This window comes from Lysobacter xanthus (genome assembly GCF_047159895.1).
Window position 1 is genome coordinate 1 of record NZ_BAAGAB020000067.1, and the last position, 13,596, is coordinate 13,596.

The window sequence follows — 13,596 nt, forward strand, 5'->3', positions numbered from 1 at the left end:
GTCGCGTTCATCCATCTGGACGACGTGGCCGCGATCAACGAGCGCCATGGCCACGATGCGGGCGACCGGTTCCTCGCCGCCGTGGCGCGTGCGCTCGACGCCACGCTCCGCGGCGGCGACCTGCTGGCGCGCGTCGGCGGTGATGTCTTCGTCGTTGCGGGAACCGTGCCGCGCGAGAGCGCCGACGCTGCGGGCGACGTGCTGCGCGACCGCCTGCAGGCCGCGATGCACGCGCGCTTCGACCTCGGCGGCGGCGTCGCCATCGAACATGCGGGCGCACGCGTCGGGCTCGTGTTGGCTCGCCCCGGCGAAATCGATGCCGAAGCCGTGCTCGCGCGCGGCGTCGGTGCGGGCGGCTCCGCGTCCGGCGCCGCGCGCTGACTCAGGCGAGTTCGATCCGGGCCGCGAAACAACCCGGGCGCGCGTAGTGCGCGTGCACGTAGTCCACCCGTGCATCGCCGAGCATCGCGACGAGCCGCGGGGTGGCGTCGCATCCCTGGACGACGTCGGCGTCGACGATCATGCCCTCGCCGTCGAACCCGCGAAGCGACAGCAGCCGCCGTGCCATCACGCCCGGCAGGCGTCCTTCGACGACGCGCGGACGGGTCGCGCCTTCCCGCACATACACTGCATGCGACGCGCGGTACGGCGAATCGGCGGGCTGGTGCAGATGGTTGATGAGCAGGGCGGTCTCGCCGGGGCGCATGTCGCGCAGCTCCACGCGTTCGGGAACGCCGCCGTGCGCGGGGACGCGCACGCGGCGCGCGCGATGCGCGGCGAGCGCCGCATCGTCGAGGCCGTAGAGCGGAAGGAAGGGCGCGGGGTCGAGCCCGACGACGCGGAAGTCCATGGCGGTGCTCCATCTTTGGTGGCGGGATCTTCGGCGCCGGGTCGCCGCGTCGCCATCCGGATCCTGTGGCGGCGCACCGGGCTCGGCTACGCTTGCGCATCCTTCCGTCGGTGATGCCCGTGACCCGCCTGCGCTTCCTGCCTGCCGTGCTGCTGGGCCTCGCCTGCCTGCCCGCCTTCGCGCAGATGCCCCCGCCCGGGGGTCCGCCGCCGTCCGGAATGCGTCCGCCGGGCGCCCCGCCGGGACCGCGGCCGGACGGGATGCCTCCGCCGCCACCACCCCCGCCGCAGGTGGTCGTCGTCGAGGTGCCGGTACCCGCACCGGCGCCCGCACCCGTCGTCGTGCCGACACCGGCGCCCGTCGCACCGATCGGGCCGATGGAGCCGGACGCCACCTCCGAACCCGATGCGGGCGTCGCCGACGCCGGCGAAGGCGCGGACGCTCCGGAGGGCGCGTCGACGCCGGCGTCGCCCGACCAGGCCGAAGCGCCACCGTCCGCGACCGTCGCGCAGCCCGGCCTCGTGCCGCCCGCGGGTGAGCAACCGAAGGCCGAAGATCGCAGCCTCCTGCCGTGGGTGCTCGTGCTGCTCGGCGTGTTCGGCGCCGGCCTGCTCGCGCAGGCGCGAAGCCGGCGCCTGCAGGACGAGGCGCAACGCCTGTCCCAGCGCGAGCGTCGGCTGCAGACCGCGCATGTGCAGCTGCGCGCCGAGTCCGAGCAGCTCCGGCAGCTCGCGATCAACGATCCGCTCACCGGCACGTTCAACCGCCTCGCCTTCAACCAGGCACTGCGCGAGCGCCTTGAATACCTCGCGCGCTTCGGCCGTCCGCTCGACCTCGTCGTGTTCGACCTCGACCACTTCAAGGCCATCAACGACCGCGAAGGCCATCTGGCGGGCGACGCCGCGCTGCGCTTCGTGGCCGGCGTCGTGCGCGAGCATCTCGACAGCGACGACCTCTTCGGTCGTTTCGGGGGCGACGAGTTCCTCATCGCCTGCGCCGACCAGGGCACCGAGGCGGTGGCGTCCATCGCCGAAGCGATCCGCCGCGCGGTCGAGACGCGCGCGCCGGGGCTGTCCCCGCCGCTGCCGGGCCTGTCGCTGAGCATGGGCATCGCGCAGGCGAACACGACGCACGGCTACGATGCCGACGACCTGTTCGCGCGCGCCGACGCCGCGCTCTACCGCGCGAAACGCGAAGGCCGCAACCGCGTCATGGTTTCCGACGGCGACGTTCCCGCGTCGGACGAATCGCTCGCGCTCCACCGCCACCTGTGAGGTTCCGCCGAATGCCGCACTCGTCGTTGCGCGCCGCCCTGCTGCTCGCGGCCGTGGCGCTGCTCGCCACCGCGTGCCGCGACCAGCCCCGCACGCATCGCAAGACGCCCGAGGAAGTCCGCGCGGAGATCGGCCGCCTGCTGCCGGCGGGCGTGCAGGACAGGCGCGGCTGGGCGGGCGACATGCAGGCCGCGTTCGCGGCGCTGCGCATCGAGCCCACCACCGCCAACCTCTGCTCGGTCATCGCGGTGACGGGGCAGGAATCTTCGTTCTCGTCCGATCCCAAGGTGCCGGGCCTGGGCCGCATCGCGCTCGAGGAGATCGACCGCCGCCTGCGCGAGCATCACATCCCGCCGCTGGTGGGCCGCGCGGCCCTGCAACTCGCCTCGCCCGACGGCCGCACGTGGGAGCGGCGCATCGCGGCGACGTCGAGCGAGCGCGAGCTCAGTGACGTCTACGAGGCGATGATCGACGAAGTGCCCCTGGGCCGCCGTCTCCTGGCGAGTTCCAACCCGGTGCGAACGGGCGGGCCGATGCAGGTCGGCATCGCTTTCTCCGAGCAGCTCGCGGGCTCGAAGGACTACCCGTATCCGGTGGAGACCTCGATCCGCCGCGAAGTCTTCAGCCGTCGCGGCGGCCTGTACTTCGGCACGGCTCACCTGCTCGGCTACCGTGCCTCGTACCGCCAGCCGATCTACCGTTTCGCGGACTACAACGCGGGCTGGTACGCGAGCCGCAATGCCGCGTTCCAGAACGCGGTCTCGCTCGCCACCGGCATTCCGCTCGAAGAAGACGGCGACCTCGTGCGCTACGACAGCGACGAGCCCAGCCGCACCGAGACCGCCGTCCGTGCGCTGTCGCAGGAACTCGGCATGGACGAGGCCGCCATCCATCGCGCCCTGCGCAAGGCCCGCGCGCTCGACTTCGAGGACACCGACCTCTATCGCGAGGTGTTCGCGCTGGCCGAGCGCTCGGCCGGGCATGCGCTGCCGCGTGCGCGCGTGCCGCAGATCCGCCTGCACAGCCCGAAGATCACGCGTCGGCTCACCACCTCGTGGTTCGCCGATCGGGTGAACCGTCGTTACAAGGCGTGCATGTCGCGCTCGAAGGGCTGAGCGCTCCGGTCAACCGCGCGGCCCGCCCATCACCGGCAGGATCGCGCCGTTGACGTACGAGCCGGTGACCGGAGACGCCAAGAAGACGTACGCGGGTGAGAGCTCCTCCGGCTGCGCGGGCCGCCCCATGTCGCTGTCCGCGCCGAACTTGGAGACGGACTCGGCATCCTTGTCCGCGGGGTTGAGCGGCGTCCAGACCGGGCCCGGCGCGACCGCATTCACGCGGATGCCCCGCTCCAGCAGGTTGCTCGCCAGCGACATTGTGAACGCATTGATTGCGCCCTTCGTGGCCGAGTAGTCGAGCAGTTCCTTGTTGCCGAACAACGCCGTCTCGGACGTGGTGTTGATGATGCAGGCGCCCTTGTCCATGTGCGGCAACGCGGCGCGCGCCATGTGGAAATAGCCGGCGACGTTCGTTTCGAGCGTCATCATCAACTGCGTGTCGGTGATGTCCTCGAGCCGCTTCGCATGCTGCTGGAACGCGGCATTGTTGACGAGGATGTCGAGCTGGCCGAACTCGTCGACCACGCGGGCCACGGCCTGCTCGCAGAACGCGGTATCGCGCACGTCGCCGGCGATGGCGATGCAGCGACGGCCTTCGGCTTCGACGAATTCGCGCGTGGTCTCCGCGTCCTCGTGCTCGTCGAGGTACAGCACCGCCACGTCGGCGCCTTCGCGCGCGAACAGCACGGCGACCGCGCGGCCGATGCCCGAGTCGCCGCCGGTGACGATCGCGACCATGTCCTTCAGCTTCTCGCTGCCGAGGTAGCCCGGCGCAAGGAACCGCGGCTCGACCTGGAGTTCATGCTCGTTGCCGGGCTTCCGGAGGTGCTGCTTCGGCAACGGGTTGACCGGCTTGTCGTCGAGCCCGGCCTGCACCGGCTTCGATTCCCCACCCGAGCCGCTGCCCGAAGCCTCCTTGGCGTCGATGCCGGCCTGGATCTTTCGTTGCGCGTCCGCGGTGCGGGCACCGTCGCCGTTGGGGTGCTGGCTCGCCATGTCGGGTCCTCCGGGAAAGCGCCCACCCTGCCCCGGCGGGCGCATAGCACCGGTGAGCGACCGTCAGCCCGGCGCGTCGGGCCCGGCGATGTAGTCGATCTTGCCGAGCGGCGCGCCCTCGCGACGCAGCAGCGCGTAAGCGGCGGTGATGTGGAAGTAGAGGTTCGGCAGCACGAAGTTGAGCAGGTAGTCCTGCCCGTTGAACCGCATCTCGCCGGTGCGCATCGCCAGGACGATCTCGCGGCCCTCCTGCCCGTCGATGCGCGAGGCATCGAAGCCGCGCACGATCGCCAGCGTGCGGTCGATGCGGGCGAGCAGCTGGTCGACGGTCGATTCCTCGTCCGCGATGGCCTCGGGCTCCTGCCCGGCCAGTCGCGAGGCGCCGTTCTTCGCCATGTCGCAGGCGATCTGCACCTGCCGCGACAGCGGCAGCATGTCGTCGACGAGACGCAGCGCGAGCAGCGAATCGGGCGCCACCCCGCGTTCGCGCGCATGCGCCGCACCCTTCTCCACAATGTGGCGCAGGTTGCGCAGCGCGCGCTCGAACACCGGGATGGACGCCTGGTACAGGGAGATCGTCATGACCGTCTCGCAGGGGGAAAGTCCGGAGCCTACCCGCGCCGACGCCGGGCCGGGCGATCGCGATCGTCCCGCTGCGTTCCCGGCACGGCGCGGCCGCGACTACGCGCCGCTGGCCCGGCGCATCCTCGGCGCCCTCGCGGTCGCCTGCCTGCTCGCGCTCGCCGCGTTCTGGGCCTGGCACCAGCCCTTCATGGCCTACCCGCGCGCGGTCGCCGCCCTGTCACGCCTGCCGCCGCCGCGCTGGACGCGGGTCCCCGTCGAAGGCGTGCGCGCACGTGCCATCGCGGACACCTGGGGCGCGCCGCGTGGACGCGACCGCCGCCACCAGGGCGTGGACATCTTCGCGCCCCGAGGCACGCCGGTGGTCAGCGCGACCCGCGGGCTGGTCGTCTCCATCCGCGACGGCGGGCTCGGCGGGCGGCAGGTCTGGGTGATGGGTCCGGCCGGGGAGCGGCACTACTACGCGCACCTCGACGCTTGGGAGCCCGACCTCGCGGTGGGCGACCTCGTGCGCGAAGGCACGCGCCTGGGCCGGGTCGGCACCTCCGGCAATGCGCGCGGCACGCCGCCGCACCTGCACTACGGCGTCTACACCGGCGAGGGTGCGATCGATCCGTTGCCGCGCCTGCAGGCGACGCCGCCCCGCTAGCCGAGCACGCGCGGCACGACGATGGCCGCGGCCACGACGCCGCCGAGCGCGCGGCGGAACGGGCTGTCGCCGTCGACGATCTCGAGCCAGGCCCACGTGAACAGGAACGCGGTGCCGAGGAAGGCGATGCCGTCGCGCGCATGCGACGCCGGCAGCAGCCGCGCGAGCACCCAGCAGGCGAACCAGGCCGACAGCGGGAGGTTGGGCCACTGGGCGATGACGATGCGGCCGTCGCGTCCGGAGACGAACCGCCGCAGCGATGTCGAGGTGGAATCCATTTCGCGAGGCTGGGGCGCGCAGCGTGACCGCCCCGCGACCGCGATGTTCACCGCCCCGCCACCGGCCGTCTCGGCATGATCGACGCCTGCGGCGGCCGTGTGCCGCCTTTCATTGCGAGGTGCGTCATGCAGGAACGGATCGAAGTCGGGCAGATGGTCTTCGTCGCGGACGGTGGCCTCGGCGTGGGCGCCGTGCGCGAGACGCGCGAGTCGGAGTTCGTGGTGAACATCCAGAACGCCGGCGACTTCGTGCTGCCCAACAGCGCGGTGCGCGACGTGCATTCCGGCAAGGTTGTGCTCGACCTCGAGCGGCTGGAACCGGGCGTCGTCGAAGCGCTGCGCCACGTGCACGATGCCGAATCCCCGGAGTTCGCGGTCAGCGACCCGAAGGACGGCACGCCGGACGACGAACACCTGCACTGAGCCACGGCCGGTTCAGGCGCCCGGCTCGGCGCCGCTCTATCCTCATCGGCCCGCTCCACACGACGTCCGCCATGAACCGATCGCTCCTCGCCGCCGCCATCGCGCTGTCGCTCCCGCTCGCCGCGCATGCCTCGAGCTTCGCCGGCTCCTCCGCCGGCGCATCGTCCGCGGGCGGCTCCAACACGACCGGCAGCAGCACCGGTGACGACAAGATCGTGCTGCAGGCGCGCGAGGACGCCGCGATGTTCGTCGCGACCGACGGCCGCGTGCGCAGCGCCCAGCTTGAAGGCGCCCTGCGCCTGATGCGTACGCGACAGGCGACCGCCGGCGCCAGCGATCTCCAGCTCGCGATGGCGATCCTCGCCCGCTGATTCGGGCTTTGCGCTGATGCATCCCGCCTGGCGCGTGCTGCTCGCGGGTGCACTGCTGCCGATCGCCACGCGCGCGCGGGCGATCGACGTCCGCATCGACACGCGCGGGCTCGGCATCGAGCAGGCGGCGGCCGCGCCGGCGATCGTCGACGACACCGTCCGCGCCTTGCCGCCCGCGTGGGCCGCGGCGCTCGACCGCCCGCTGACCGTCCGATGGCGCGATGACCTGCCCGCGCACGTCGACGGCCATTACCGGTCCGGCATCATCCTGCTGCGGCGCGCCCTGCTCGACGACGCCGCACGCGGCGACAGCCGGCCGGCGCGTGCGGCCCTGCTGCACGAGCTCGCGCACGCCTGGGATCGCTCGCCACGCGGGGGCCTCTCGCGCGATCCGCGTCTTCTCGATCTCGCCGGCTGGCAGGTCGCGCCGCTGCACCTGCCGCGCACGCCGAACGCGTTCCACGACCGCAGCCCCGATGCCTACGAGGTCACCCGTCCCGCCGAATTCGTGGCCGTCAATCTCGAGCACTGGATGCTGGACGTGGAGTACCCCTGCCGGCGACCCGCGCTCTACCGTTACTTCGCGGCGCGCGCCGGTTCCACCGCAACGGCACCGTCGTGCGCACCGCCGGTGTTCGTGCGCGCCGATGCGACGGGCGCGGCCGATCCGTCGCCGGTGCTGACGCTCGACCCGTCGCGCATCTACGCGGTGGATTACCTGCTGGCGGAACCCGACGCGCGGCCGATGAGTCGCTGGGGGCACGCCATGCTGCGGCTGGTGGTCTGCGCGCCGGGTCGCGCACCGGGGCCGGACTGCCGACTCGACGTCGCCTGGCATGAAGTCCTGTCGTTCCGCGCCTTCGTCGACGACGTGCGCGTCTCGGCGTGGCGCGGCGTCGCCGGCGGCTATCCGTCGCGACTGTTCGTACTGCCGATGCCGCGTGTCGTCGACGAGTACACGAAGCTCGAGCTTCGCGGCCTGCGCTCGGTGCCGCTGCGGCTGTCGCGCGAGGACATCGCCGCGGTCGTCGAGCGCGCCGCGCAGGTGCACTGGAGCTACGACGGGCGCTACCGCTTCGTCACCGCGAATTGCGCCGTGGAGACATGGCGCCTCCTGCACGATGCCGTCCCCCGGCTCGCCGACGCGCCGCTATCGAGCCTCTCGCCCACGGGCCTGCTGCGGCGCCTCGAGGGCGCCCATCTCGTCGACGACGTACCGCGCGACGCATCGGAAGCGCTTCGCCTCGGCTACCGGTTCGACTCGCAGGCGATGCACTACCAGGCGCTGCTCGACACTGCACGGGCGAGCGCGACGATCCCCGTGACGCAGGCGCGGGACTGGTTCGCGCTCGATCCCGCGGCCCGTGCGCGCGCGTTCGACACGGCGGACGTGCGCGGCCTCGCGGCGTTGCTCGTGCTGGAGAACGCAGCACTGCGCCGGGCCGAACAGGACGCCGCGATCGCGTTCGGGCGTCGCATCGGCCGAAGCGGAACACGCACCGCCGGGCCCGTGGACGATGCGCTCGACCTCGCCTCGCGTCGGGCGCATGCCGCGGCCTGGGTGCCCGCGGGCTACGGCATTCCGGACGCCGACGAGCGCGACTCGGCGCAGCAGGCGCTAGGGGCCAGCGCGGCGAACGTGGAACAGCTCGAAGCCACTTTGCGCGATCTCGCCGAAGCGGCGCTGCCGGCCACGCGGCGCGCGGCGCTTATCGCGACGCGCCTCAACGTCGAGGATCTCGGGACCCGCCTTCGCGACCGCGCCGCGGCTGCGCGCGGGGACTGACCTACGCCGTCAGTACGGCGTTCCGTCGCGGTGCGTGTAGCCGCCGTCGCCGGAGAACTCGAGGTCGATGTCGGGGTAGTGGCAGGCGCCTACCGGCGGCCGACCGATCGCGACGAACACGCAGTCCTCGGTGCCGTCGTTGCGCAGGCAGTGGCCGTTGCCGTCGCCCTTGCGGAACACCGCGACGTCGCCGGGCCGCATCGGGATCTCGCCGGCCTCGTCCACGAGCACCGCCTCGCCGGCCAGCATCACCACGAGTTCGTCCTCCGCCTCGTGCCAGTGCCGCTGCGACGACCATGCACCGGGCTTGAGCGTCACGTGGCTTGCGCCGAAGTCGGTCAGGCCGGTGGCGGGTGCGAGCCGGCGATACCAGCGCCCCTGCACGGCGTCGCGATACGGCGGCGGATACCCGGTGGCGTTGACGGCGGGAATGCGGTCGAGATCGAGGCGCGGCATCGGTCGGCTCCGGGAATCGGGATGCCGCATTGAAGCGCGACACGACCGCCGCCGCACGTGCCGCTCAATCGTCGTCCTCGTCGTCCGGGTCGTCGTCGTCGAACGCGCCCGGCGGCGGTTCACCCATCGCATCGGCGGGCTCGAGCAGCGTGTAGTCATCCGCGTCGCGATCGCGGATCGCGCGCGACACCGGGTACGCCGTGAGTGCCGGCTGGGGCTGGCGTGCAAGCCAGCGTGCGGGAAACCACGGGCCGGCGATCCAGTCCGCCACCGCGGCCGCCGGCAGGAACACGGGCCCGTCGGGCACGAGCGGTGACGGGATCGCCTCGTTGGGCATCGTGAGCACGGTGAACGTGCGCAGCTCGGGCTCGTCGGCCGGCCAGCGGTCCCACAGCCCGGCGGCGAACAGCACGTCCCCGCGCTCGGACTGGATGAAGTACGGACGCGCCGGCTTCACCGTGCGGTCCCATTTGTAATAGCCCGTCATCGGCACAGCGCAGCGGCGCTTTTCCCACGCGCTGCGGTAGATGCGGCTCGCCGGCGCCCGCTCGAGGCGCGCGGTCACCGTGGTGTATTTCGTCTCCGGCAGCTTCGACCAGCTGGGGATCAGTCCCCACTGGAAGTCGCCGGCCTCGGGCCCGGCGCCGCCGTCGAACACCACGGTCGCGGGCTTGCGCACGGCGATGTTGTAGCGCTCCGGCGCCTCCGCGAGCGCCTGCGCGACCGCCCCGGGAAGTCCGGGCGGCAGTGCTTCGGGCAGGAAGGCCTGGGCGAATCGGCGCATGGCAGCGAGTCGGGGAAACCCCGCTCATGCCATGCGCCGCGTGGTCACCGCGTGCGGATGCTCAGCGTCCGAGTTCGTAGAGGTACTCGACGAACGACATCACCGCGCCATCGAAGCCCTGCACCTTCGGGTTCGACGACTCGATCACGTAGAACTCGTCCGGCGCATGCGCGCCGCCGCCGGTGCCCAAGCCGAAGTGCCCCGACGCCAGGCTGAGCGGCGCGCCGGTGAAGACGAAGCCCGGGTAGGAACCCGCGCCGCGCGGCCACAGCATCGGCTCGATGCCGAGTCGGCGCAGCGTCGCCATCTGCGCCTGGATCAGCGGCGATCGGGGATCGGTGCTGGTCGGGTCGTAGCCACCGCTCACGTTCACTTGGACGTCGCCGAAGCCGCGCTTGGCGAGGTGCGACTTCAGCGCCGCGACCGCCGCGTCCTTCGTCATGCCGGGCACGAGGCGCATGTCGATCTTGGCGACCGCGCGATGCGGCAGCACGGTCTTGCCGCCCGGTCCGGTGTAGCCGCCGACGAGGCCTTCGATGTTCACCGTCGGCTGGGAGACGAGCCGCTCCTGCGCCTGCTGCCACGGCAGGTCGTCGATCCAGTGCGGCACGCCGAGCTGCTTCTTCGCGAGCGCTTCGCCTTCCGGCGAGCCCTTGACCGCCGCGGCGATCATCGCGCGGTGCTCGGCGCTGATCGGCGGCGGGACCGGATAGCCTTCGATCGCGATCGTGTTGCCGTCGTCGGAGACGAGCGTGTCGAGCGCCTTCACGAGGCGCCATGCGGGGCTGTCGACCATCGCCTTCAGCGAGGAGTGCACGTCCTTCGACGGGCCGCGGCCCCACTTCTCGCCGCTCGCCACCAGCTCGAGCTCGACGACGCCCTTCGCGCCGAGGCTGACGGTGACGGTGCCGTCCGGATCCTGCTCGGCCGACGGCATGAAGACGCCCGTCGTCTTCGACAGTGCGGCACGGACTTCGGGGTCGAGCACCACCTGCCCGATGTGCGGCGAGCCGATCTCTTCCTCGCCCTCGGCGACGAGCACGAGGTTCACCGGCATCTTCGCGTTGGCGCCGCGGATCGCGTGCAGCGCGGCGAGGAACGCGGACTCCGGGCCCTTCTGGTTCACCGCGCCGCGGCCGACGATCACCTTGCCGAACCCCGGCTTGTCGACCAGCTTCGCCTCCAGCGGCGGCGAGCTCCATTCGGCGGGATCGAACTGCTTCACGTCGTACATGAAGTAGAGGCCGACCGTCTTCCTCGCTCCCGCGTCGAGCGTTGCGAATACACCCGGCTTGCCGTCGGTGGGCACGATGCGCACCTTCTGGAAACCCGCCTCGCGTGCGAGCTTCGCCATGTACTCCACGCCTTCCTGCGCATTGCGGTTCTCCGCCGCGATCGACGGGAGCGCGATCCAGTCCTGCAGGCGCTTCACCGCCTCGTCGTGCCGGCGGGTCACTTCGGAACGGATGGCGGCGGGCGGCGCCGCGACCGCGGGCAGCGCGCCCGCAAGTGCGACGACGAGGGCGAGGGCCAGCGGGATACGGCGATGGGTCGACATGCGGGTCGGTCTCCGGGAGCATGCGCCCGATCCTACGCCGCGCATGGCGGTCGACGCACGGGACGTTCGTCGGAGGACGCCCGCCTCAGTCGCGTGCGCCTTCGGTGTCCACCCGGTCGGCGTCGCCGGCCGTCCACCTGGTCTTCTCCATGACTGCACGCATCAGCACCGCGAAGAGCACGAGGCCGCCGAGGGCGATGAGCCACCAGATCCACGTCGATGGCCCGCGCCGGGGCCCGTAGCGGCGCAGCTCGCGTTCGCGGCGACGGCGCGGATCGCCGTCGAGCAGGTGGTCGAGCTCGCCGGCGGGATCGCGGCGATCGCCGGTCATGCGGCCCGGTCGGCCGCGAGCAGCGTCGCGAGGCGGCGCTGCAGGTCCTCGACGCGGTAGGGCTTCGGAATGAAGTCGCAACCCTCCGGGATCGTCGGCAGCTGCCCGCGCGCGTAGCCGGACGCCAGCAGCACGCGCAGGTCCGGGCGCATGCGCCGCGCGGCTTCGAACAGCTCCACGCCGCTCATGCCCTTGGGCATCACGACGTCGGTGAATAGCAGCGCGATGTCCGGATCGCGATGGAGGATGTCGAGCGCCGCGGCGCCCTCGTCGGCGGTCAGCACCGCATAGCCGAGGTGGCGCAGTGATTCGATCGCCATGGCCTGCACGTCCGGATCGTCCTCCACCAGCAGCACCTTGACCGGCGCGCCGCTGTCCCCGTGGCCGAGCGTCGCGTCGCCGCCGCGCACGGGCAGGAAGAACCGGATCGTGGTGCCCTCGCCCACCGTGCTGTCGATGGTCACGTCGCCGCCGGACTGCACCGCGAAGCCGTAGACCTGGCTGAGCCCGAGACCGCTGCCTTTGCCGACTTCCTTCGTGGTGAAGAACGGCTCCATGGCGTGCTCGATCACCTCCGCCGTCATGCCCGTGCCCGTGTCCTGCACGGTGACCAGCAGGTAGCGTCCCGGGGCGCGGCGGCCTTCCTTCTCCGACTGCACGTGCTCGCGGGTGGCGATGACGATGCGGCCGCCGTCGGGCATCGCATCGCGGGCGTTCACCACCAGGTTGAGCAATGCAGCCTCGAACTCGGCGGCGTCGACATGGACTTCGCCGACCCCGCGGCCCAGCGAGAACTCCATCTCCACGTCTTCCCCGACACCCCGGCGCAACAGCGCCTCGGCTGCGTAGATCAGCGCATTGAGGTCGTGCGCTTCCGGACGCAGCGTCTGCCGCCGCGAATACGCGAGCAGCTGGCGCGTGAGCCGCGAACCGCGCTCGGCGGCACGCTGCGCGCCGGCCACGAGACGCTTCACGCGCTGCGGGTCGCTGCTGTCCATCCCGATCAGGTCGAGGCTGTTGGTGATGACGGTGAGCAGGTTGTTGAAGTCGTGCGCGACGCCGTACGTGAGCTGCCCGATGGCTTCCATCCGATGGGCCTGCAGCATCGCCTGCTGCGCGACTTCCAGTGCGCGCTGCTGTTCGCGGCGCTCGGTGACGTCGCGGGTAATCTTCGCGTAGCCGATGTGCCGGCCGTCGTCGTCGAAGACGGGATCGATGACGACGTTCGCCCAGAACCGGCTGCCGTCGCGGCGCACGCGCCAGCCTTCCTTCTCGTAGCGCCCTTCGCGGCGCGCGGTCTCCAATGCCAGCGCGGGCTCGCCGCGGGCGCGGTCCTCGTCGGTGTAGAAGCGCGAGAAGTGCTGGCCGATGATCTCCTCGGCCGCGTAGCCCTTGATGCGCTCGCCGCCCGCGTTCCAGCTCGCGATGCGGCCGGTCGGATCCAGCATGTAGATCGCGTAGTCCGTCACGCCCTGCACGAGGAGGCGGAACTGGCGTTCGCTCTCCCCGAGACCGATGCCCGTGATTCCCGGCCGGTCGATGCTGCCCGTGTGCATGTCGTCGTTCTTTACCAAGCGGCCGTCGACTGTAGTGACGGCAGGATGAAGACCCTGCGACGGGCAGGGGCTCAGTTGGGTCGATCGATGCGCGCGCGCGCGGCGCCGATCACGTCGCGTAGCTGCTCCGGCTTCTTCATCACGGTGCAGCCGTAGCGCTCGGTGAGGCGGTCGATCGAGGTCAGGTCGCCCAGCGAGGTGAAGATGATCACGTCGGGCCGTTGCTCCATCTGCTCCACGGCCGCGAGCACCTGCCAGCCGTCCACGTCCGGCATCATCAGGTCGCAGACGATGAGGCGCGGCTGCAGGCCCGCCTGCAGGAGTTGCAGCGCGACCTGTCCGGTCTCGGCCTGGTACACGACATGCCCGTCGAGTTCGAGCAGGTCGGCCAGCATTTCGCGCACGCGCGCGTTGTCGTCCACGACGAGGATGCGGGTTTCCATCAGGGCTACGGCCGGTTGGGATGGCGTAGTGGTACCCGAGCGGGGATTCATCCCGCGTGAGGCACTAGTCGTGGCGGGTGCCGAAGATGCGATCGCCCGCATCGCCGAGGCCCGGCAGGATGGAGGCGCGGGGGGCGGGAG

17 protein-coding genes and 1 pseudogene are annotated in these 13,596 nt (G+C 71.7%); 7 read left to right on the top strand and 11 right to left on the bottom strand.

Annotation, left to right across the window (positions count from 1 at the left end):
- Positions 1-381 (top strand): diguanylate cyclase domain-containing protein (locus tag ACY35P_RS12945; protein ID WP_462116252.1); only part of this gene is annotated, 381 nt, incomplete at its 5' end.
- 1 nt (position 382) lies between these two features.
- Here the strand turns inward: ACY35P_RS12945 and ACY35P_RS12950 are convergent.
- A complete protein-coding gene (locus ACY35P_RS12950; RefSeq protein ID WP_462116253.1) occupies positions 383-850 on the bottom strand; it encodes a DUF1203 domain-containing protein in 468 nt (155 codons plus the stop codon).
- Positions 851-969: 119 nt separating this feature from the next.
- Here ACY35P_RS12950 and ACY35P_RS12955 point away from each other — a divergent pair, with 119 nt between their 5' ends.
- Positions 970-2,124, top strand: coding sequence for a GGDEF domain-containing protein (locus ACY35P_RS12955; RefSeq protein ID WP_462116254.1), 1,155 nt, complete (start codon positions 970-972; stop codon positions 2,122-2,124).
- An 11-nt stretch (positions 2,125-2,135) separates the two neighbouring features.
- Entirely contained in the window at positions 2,136-3,239 is a 1,104-nt protein-coding gene (locus tag ACY35P_RS12960; RefSeq protein WP_462116255.1) for a DUF1615 domain-containing protein, read from the top strand.
- A 9-nt stretch (positions 3,240-3,248) separates the two neighbouring features.
- Here ACY35P_RS12960 and ACY35P_RS12965 read toward each other — a convergent pair whose 3' ends face one another.
- Entirely contained in the window at positions 3,249-4,238 is a 990-nt protein-coding gene (locus tag ACY35P_RS12965) for an SDR family oxidoreductase (RefSeq protein ID WP_462116256.1), read from the bottom strand.
- A 63-nt stretch (positions 4,239-4,301) separates the two neighbouring features.
- On the bottom strand, positions 4,302-4,820 hold the full coding sequence (locus tag ACY35P_RS12970) for a DUF1993 domain-containing protein (RefSeq protein ID WP_462116257.1): 519 nt from the start codon (positions 4,818-4,820) through the stop codon (positions 4,302-4,304).
- Between ACY35P_RS12970 and ACY35P_RS12975 the strand changes: the two genes are divergently transcribed.
- Positions 4,819-5,469, top strand: coding sequence for a M23 family metallopeptidase (locus tag ACY35P_RS12975; RefSeq protein ID WP_462116258.1), 651 nt, complete (start codon positions 4,819-4,821; stop codon positions 5,467-5,469). The genes ACY35P_RS12970 and ACY35P_RS12975 overlap by 2 nt on opposite strands.
- Here ACY35P_RS12975 and ACY35P_RS12980 read toward each other — a convergent pair.
- Positions 5,466-5,747: a hypothetical protein gene (locus ACY35P_RS12980; protein ID WP_462116259.1), complete on the bottom strand. Its 282-nt coding sequence runs from the start codon at positions 5,745-5,747 to the stop codon at positions 5,466-5,468. The two genes, ACY35P_RS12975 and ACY35P_RS12980, sit on opposite strands and share 4 nt — an antisense overlap.
- Positions 5,748-5,873: 126 nt before the next feature.
- Here ACY35P_RS12980 and ACY35P_RS12985 point away from each other — a divergent pair, with 126 nt between their 5' ends.
- The 3 genes from ACY35P_RS12985 (at position 5,874) to ACY35P_RS12995 (ending at position 8,327) form a co-directional block, all read left to right on the top strand.
- Complete coding sequence (locus tag ACY35P_RS12985; protein WP_462116260.1) at positions 5,874-6,170, top strand: hypothetical protein; 297 nt, start codon at positions 5,874-5,876, stop codon at positions 6,168-6,170.
- Between the two features lie 71 nt (positions 6,171-6,241).
- Positions 6,242-6,541, top strand: a complete 300-nt coding sequence (locus tag ACY35P_RS12990) for a DUF2388 domain-containing protein (RefSeq protein WP_462116261.1) — start codon at positions 6,242-6,244, stop codon at positions 6,539-6,541.
- 16 nt (positions 6,542-6,557) lie between these two features.
- Entirely contained in the window at positions 6,558-8,327 is a 1,770-nt protein-coding gene (locus ACY35P_RS12995; RefSeq protein ID WP_462116262.1) for a DUF7844 domain-containing protein, read from the top strand.
- A gap of 9 nt (positions 8,328-8,336) precedes the next feature.
- Here the strand turns inward: ACY35P_RS12995 and ACY35P_RS13000 are convergent, their stop codons facing one another.
- From ACY35P_RS13000 to ACY35P_RS13030, 7 genes and pseudogenes are all read right to left on the bottom strand, one after another.
- Positions 8,337-8,783 carry a cupin domain-containing protein gene (locus ACY35P_RS13000; RefSeq protein ID WP_462116263.1) on the bottom strand — a complete coding sequence of 149 codons (447 nt, stop codon included), beginning with the start codon at positions 8,781-8,783 and terminating at the stop codon, positions 8,337-8,339.
- A 64-nt stretch (positions 8,784-8,847) separates the two neighbouring features.
- Positions 8,848-9,567, bottom strand: a complete 720-nt coding sequence (locus ACY35P_RS13005; RefSeq protein WP_462116264.1) for an SOS response-associated peptidase — start codon at positions 9,565-9,567, stop codon at positions 8,848-8,850.
- Between the two features lie 61 nt (positions 9,568-9,628).
- The gene (locus ACY35P_RS13010; protein ID WP_462116265.1) at positions 9,629-11,125 is read right to left on the bottom strand and encodes a M20/M25/M40 family metallo-hydrolase; all 1,497 of its coding nucleotides are present in this window, start codon (positions 11,123-11,125) and stop codon (positions 9,629-9,631) included.
- An 85-nt stretch (positions 11,126-11,210) separates the two neighbouring features.
- Positions 11,211-11,456, bottom strand: a complete 246-nt coding sequence (locus tag ACY35P_RS13015; protein WP_462116266.1) for a hypothetical protein — start codon at positions 11,454-11,456, stop codon at positions 11,211-11,213.
- Complete coding sequence (locus ACY35P_RS13020) at positions 11,453-11,866, bottom strand: response regulator (protein WP_462116268.1); 414 nt, start codon at positions 11,864-11,866, stop codon at positions 11,453-11,455. Before ACY35P_RS13020 ends, ACY35P_RS13015 begins: the two co-directional genes overlap by 4 nt.
- Positions 11,867-13,012: pseudogene (locus tag ACY35P_RS13025) on the bottom strand (PAS domain S-box protein); the annotation flags it as partial.
- A gap of 71 nt (positions 13,013-13,083) precedes the next feature.
- Positions 13,084-13,455: a response regulator gene (locus ACY35P_RS13030; RefSeq protein WP_462116267.1), complete on the bottom strand. Its 372-nt coding sequence runs from the start codon at positions 13,453-13,455 to the stop codon at positions 13,084-13,086.
- Between the last annotated feature and the right edge of the window lie 141 nt (positions 13,456-13,596).

Excerpts from the sequence above, each read along its gene's own strand:
- ACY35P_RS12950 (WP_462116253.1), bottom strand. The coding sequence starts at position 850 with ATGGACTTCCGCGTCGTCGGGCTCGACCCCGCGCCCTTCCTTCCGCTC.
- ACY35P_RS12960 (WP_462116255.1), top strand. The coding sequence starts at position 2,136 with ATGCCGCACTCGTCGTTGCGCGCCGCCCTGCTGCTCGCGGCCGTGGCG.
- ACY35P_RS12965 (WP_462116256.1), bottom strand. The coding sequence starts at position 4,238 with ATGGCGAGCCAGCACCCCAACGGCGACGGTGCCCGCACCGCGGACGCG.
- ACY35P_RS12975 (WP_462116258.1), top strand. The coding sequence starts at position 4,819 with ATGACCGTCTCGCAGGGGGAAAGTCCGGAGCCTACCCGCGCCGACGCC.
- ACY35P_RS12970 (WP_462116257.1), bottom strand. The coding sequence starts at position 4,820 with ATGACGATCTCCCTGTACCAGGCGTCCATCCCGGTGTTCGAGCGCGCG.
- ACY35P_RS12980 (WP_462116259.1), bottom strand. The coding sequence starts at position 5,747 with ATGGATTCCACCTCGACATCGCTGCGGCGGTTCGTCTCCGGACGCGAC.
- ACY35P_RS12985 (WP_462116260.1), top strand. The coding sequence starts at position 5,874 with ATGCAGGAACGGATCGAAGTCGGGCAGATGGTCTTCGTCGCGGACGGT.
- ACY35P_RS12990 (WP_462116261.1), top strand. The coding sequence starts at position 6,242 with ATGAACCGATCGCTCCTCGCCGCCGCCATCGCGCTGTCGCTCCCGCTC.
- ACY35P_RS12995 (WP_462116262.1), top strand. The coding sequence starts at position 6,558 with ATGCATCCCGCCTGGCGCGTGCTGCTCGCGGGTGCACTGCTGCCGATC.
- ACY35P_RS13000 (WP_462116263.1), bottom strand. The coding sequence starts at position 8,783 with ATGCCGCGCCTCGATCTCGACCGCATTCCCGCCGTCAACGCCACCGGG.
- ACY35P_RS13005 (WP_462116264.1), bottom strand. The coding sequence starts at position 9,567 with ATGCGCCGATTCGCCCAGGCCTTCCTGCCCGAAGCACTGCCGCCCGGA.
- ACY35P_RS13010 (WP_462116265.1), bottom strand. The coding sequence starts at position 11,125 with ATGTCGACCCATCGCCGTATCCCGCTGGCCCTCGCCCTCGTCGTCGCA.
- ACY35P_RS13015 (WP_462116266.1), bottom strand. The coding sequence starts at position 11,456 with ATGACCGGCGATCGCCGCGATCCCGCCGGCGAGCTCGACCACCTGCTC.
- ACY35P_RS13030 (WP_462116267.1), bottom strand. The coding sequence starts at position 13,455 with ATGGAAACCCGCATCCTCGTCGTGGACGACAACGCGCGCGTGCGCGAA.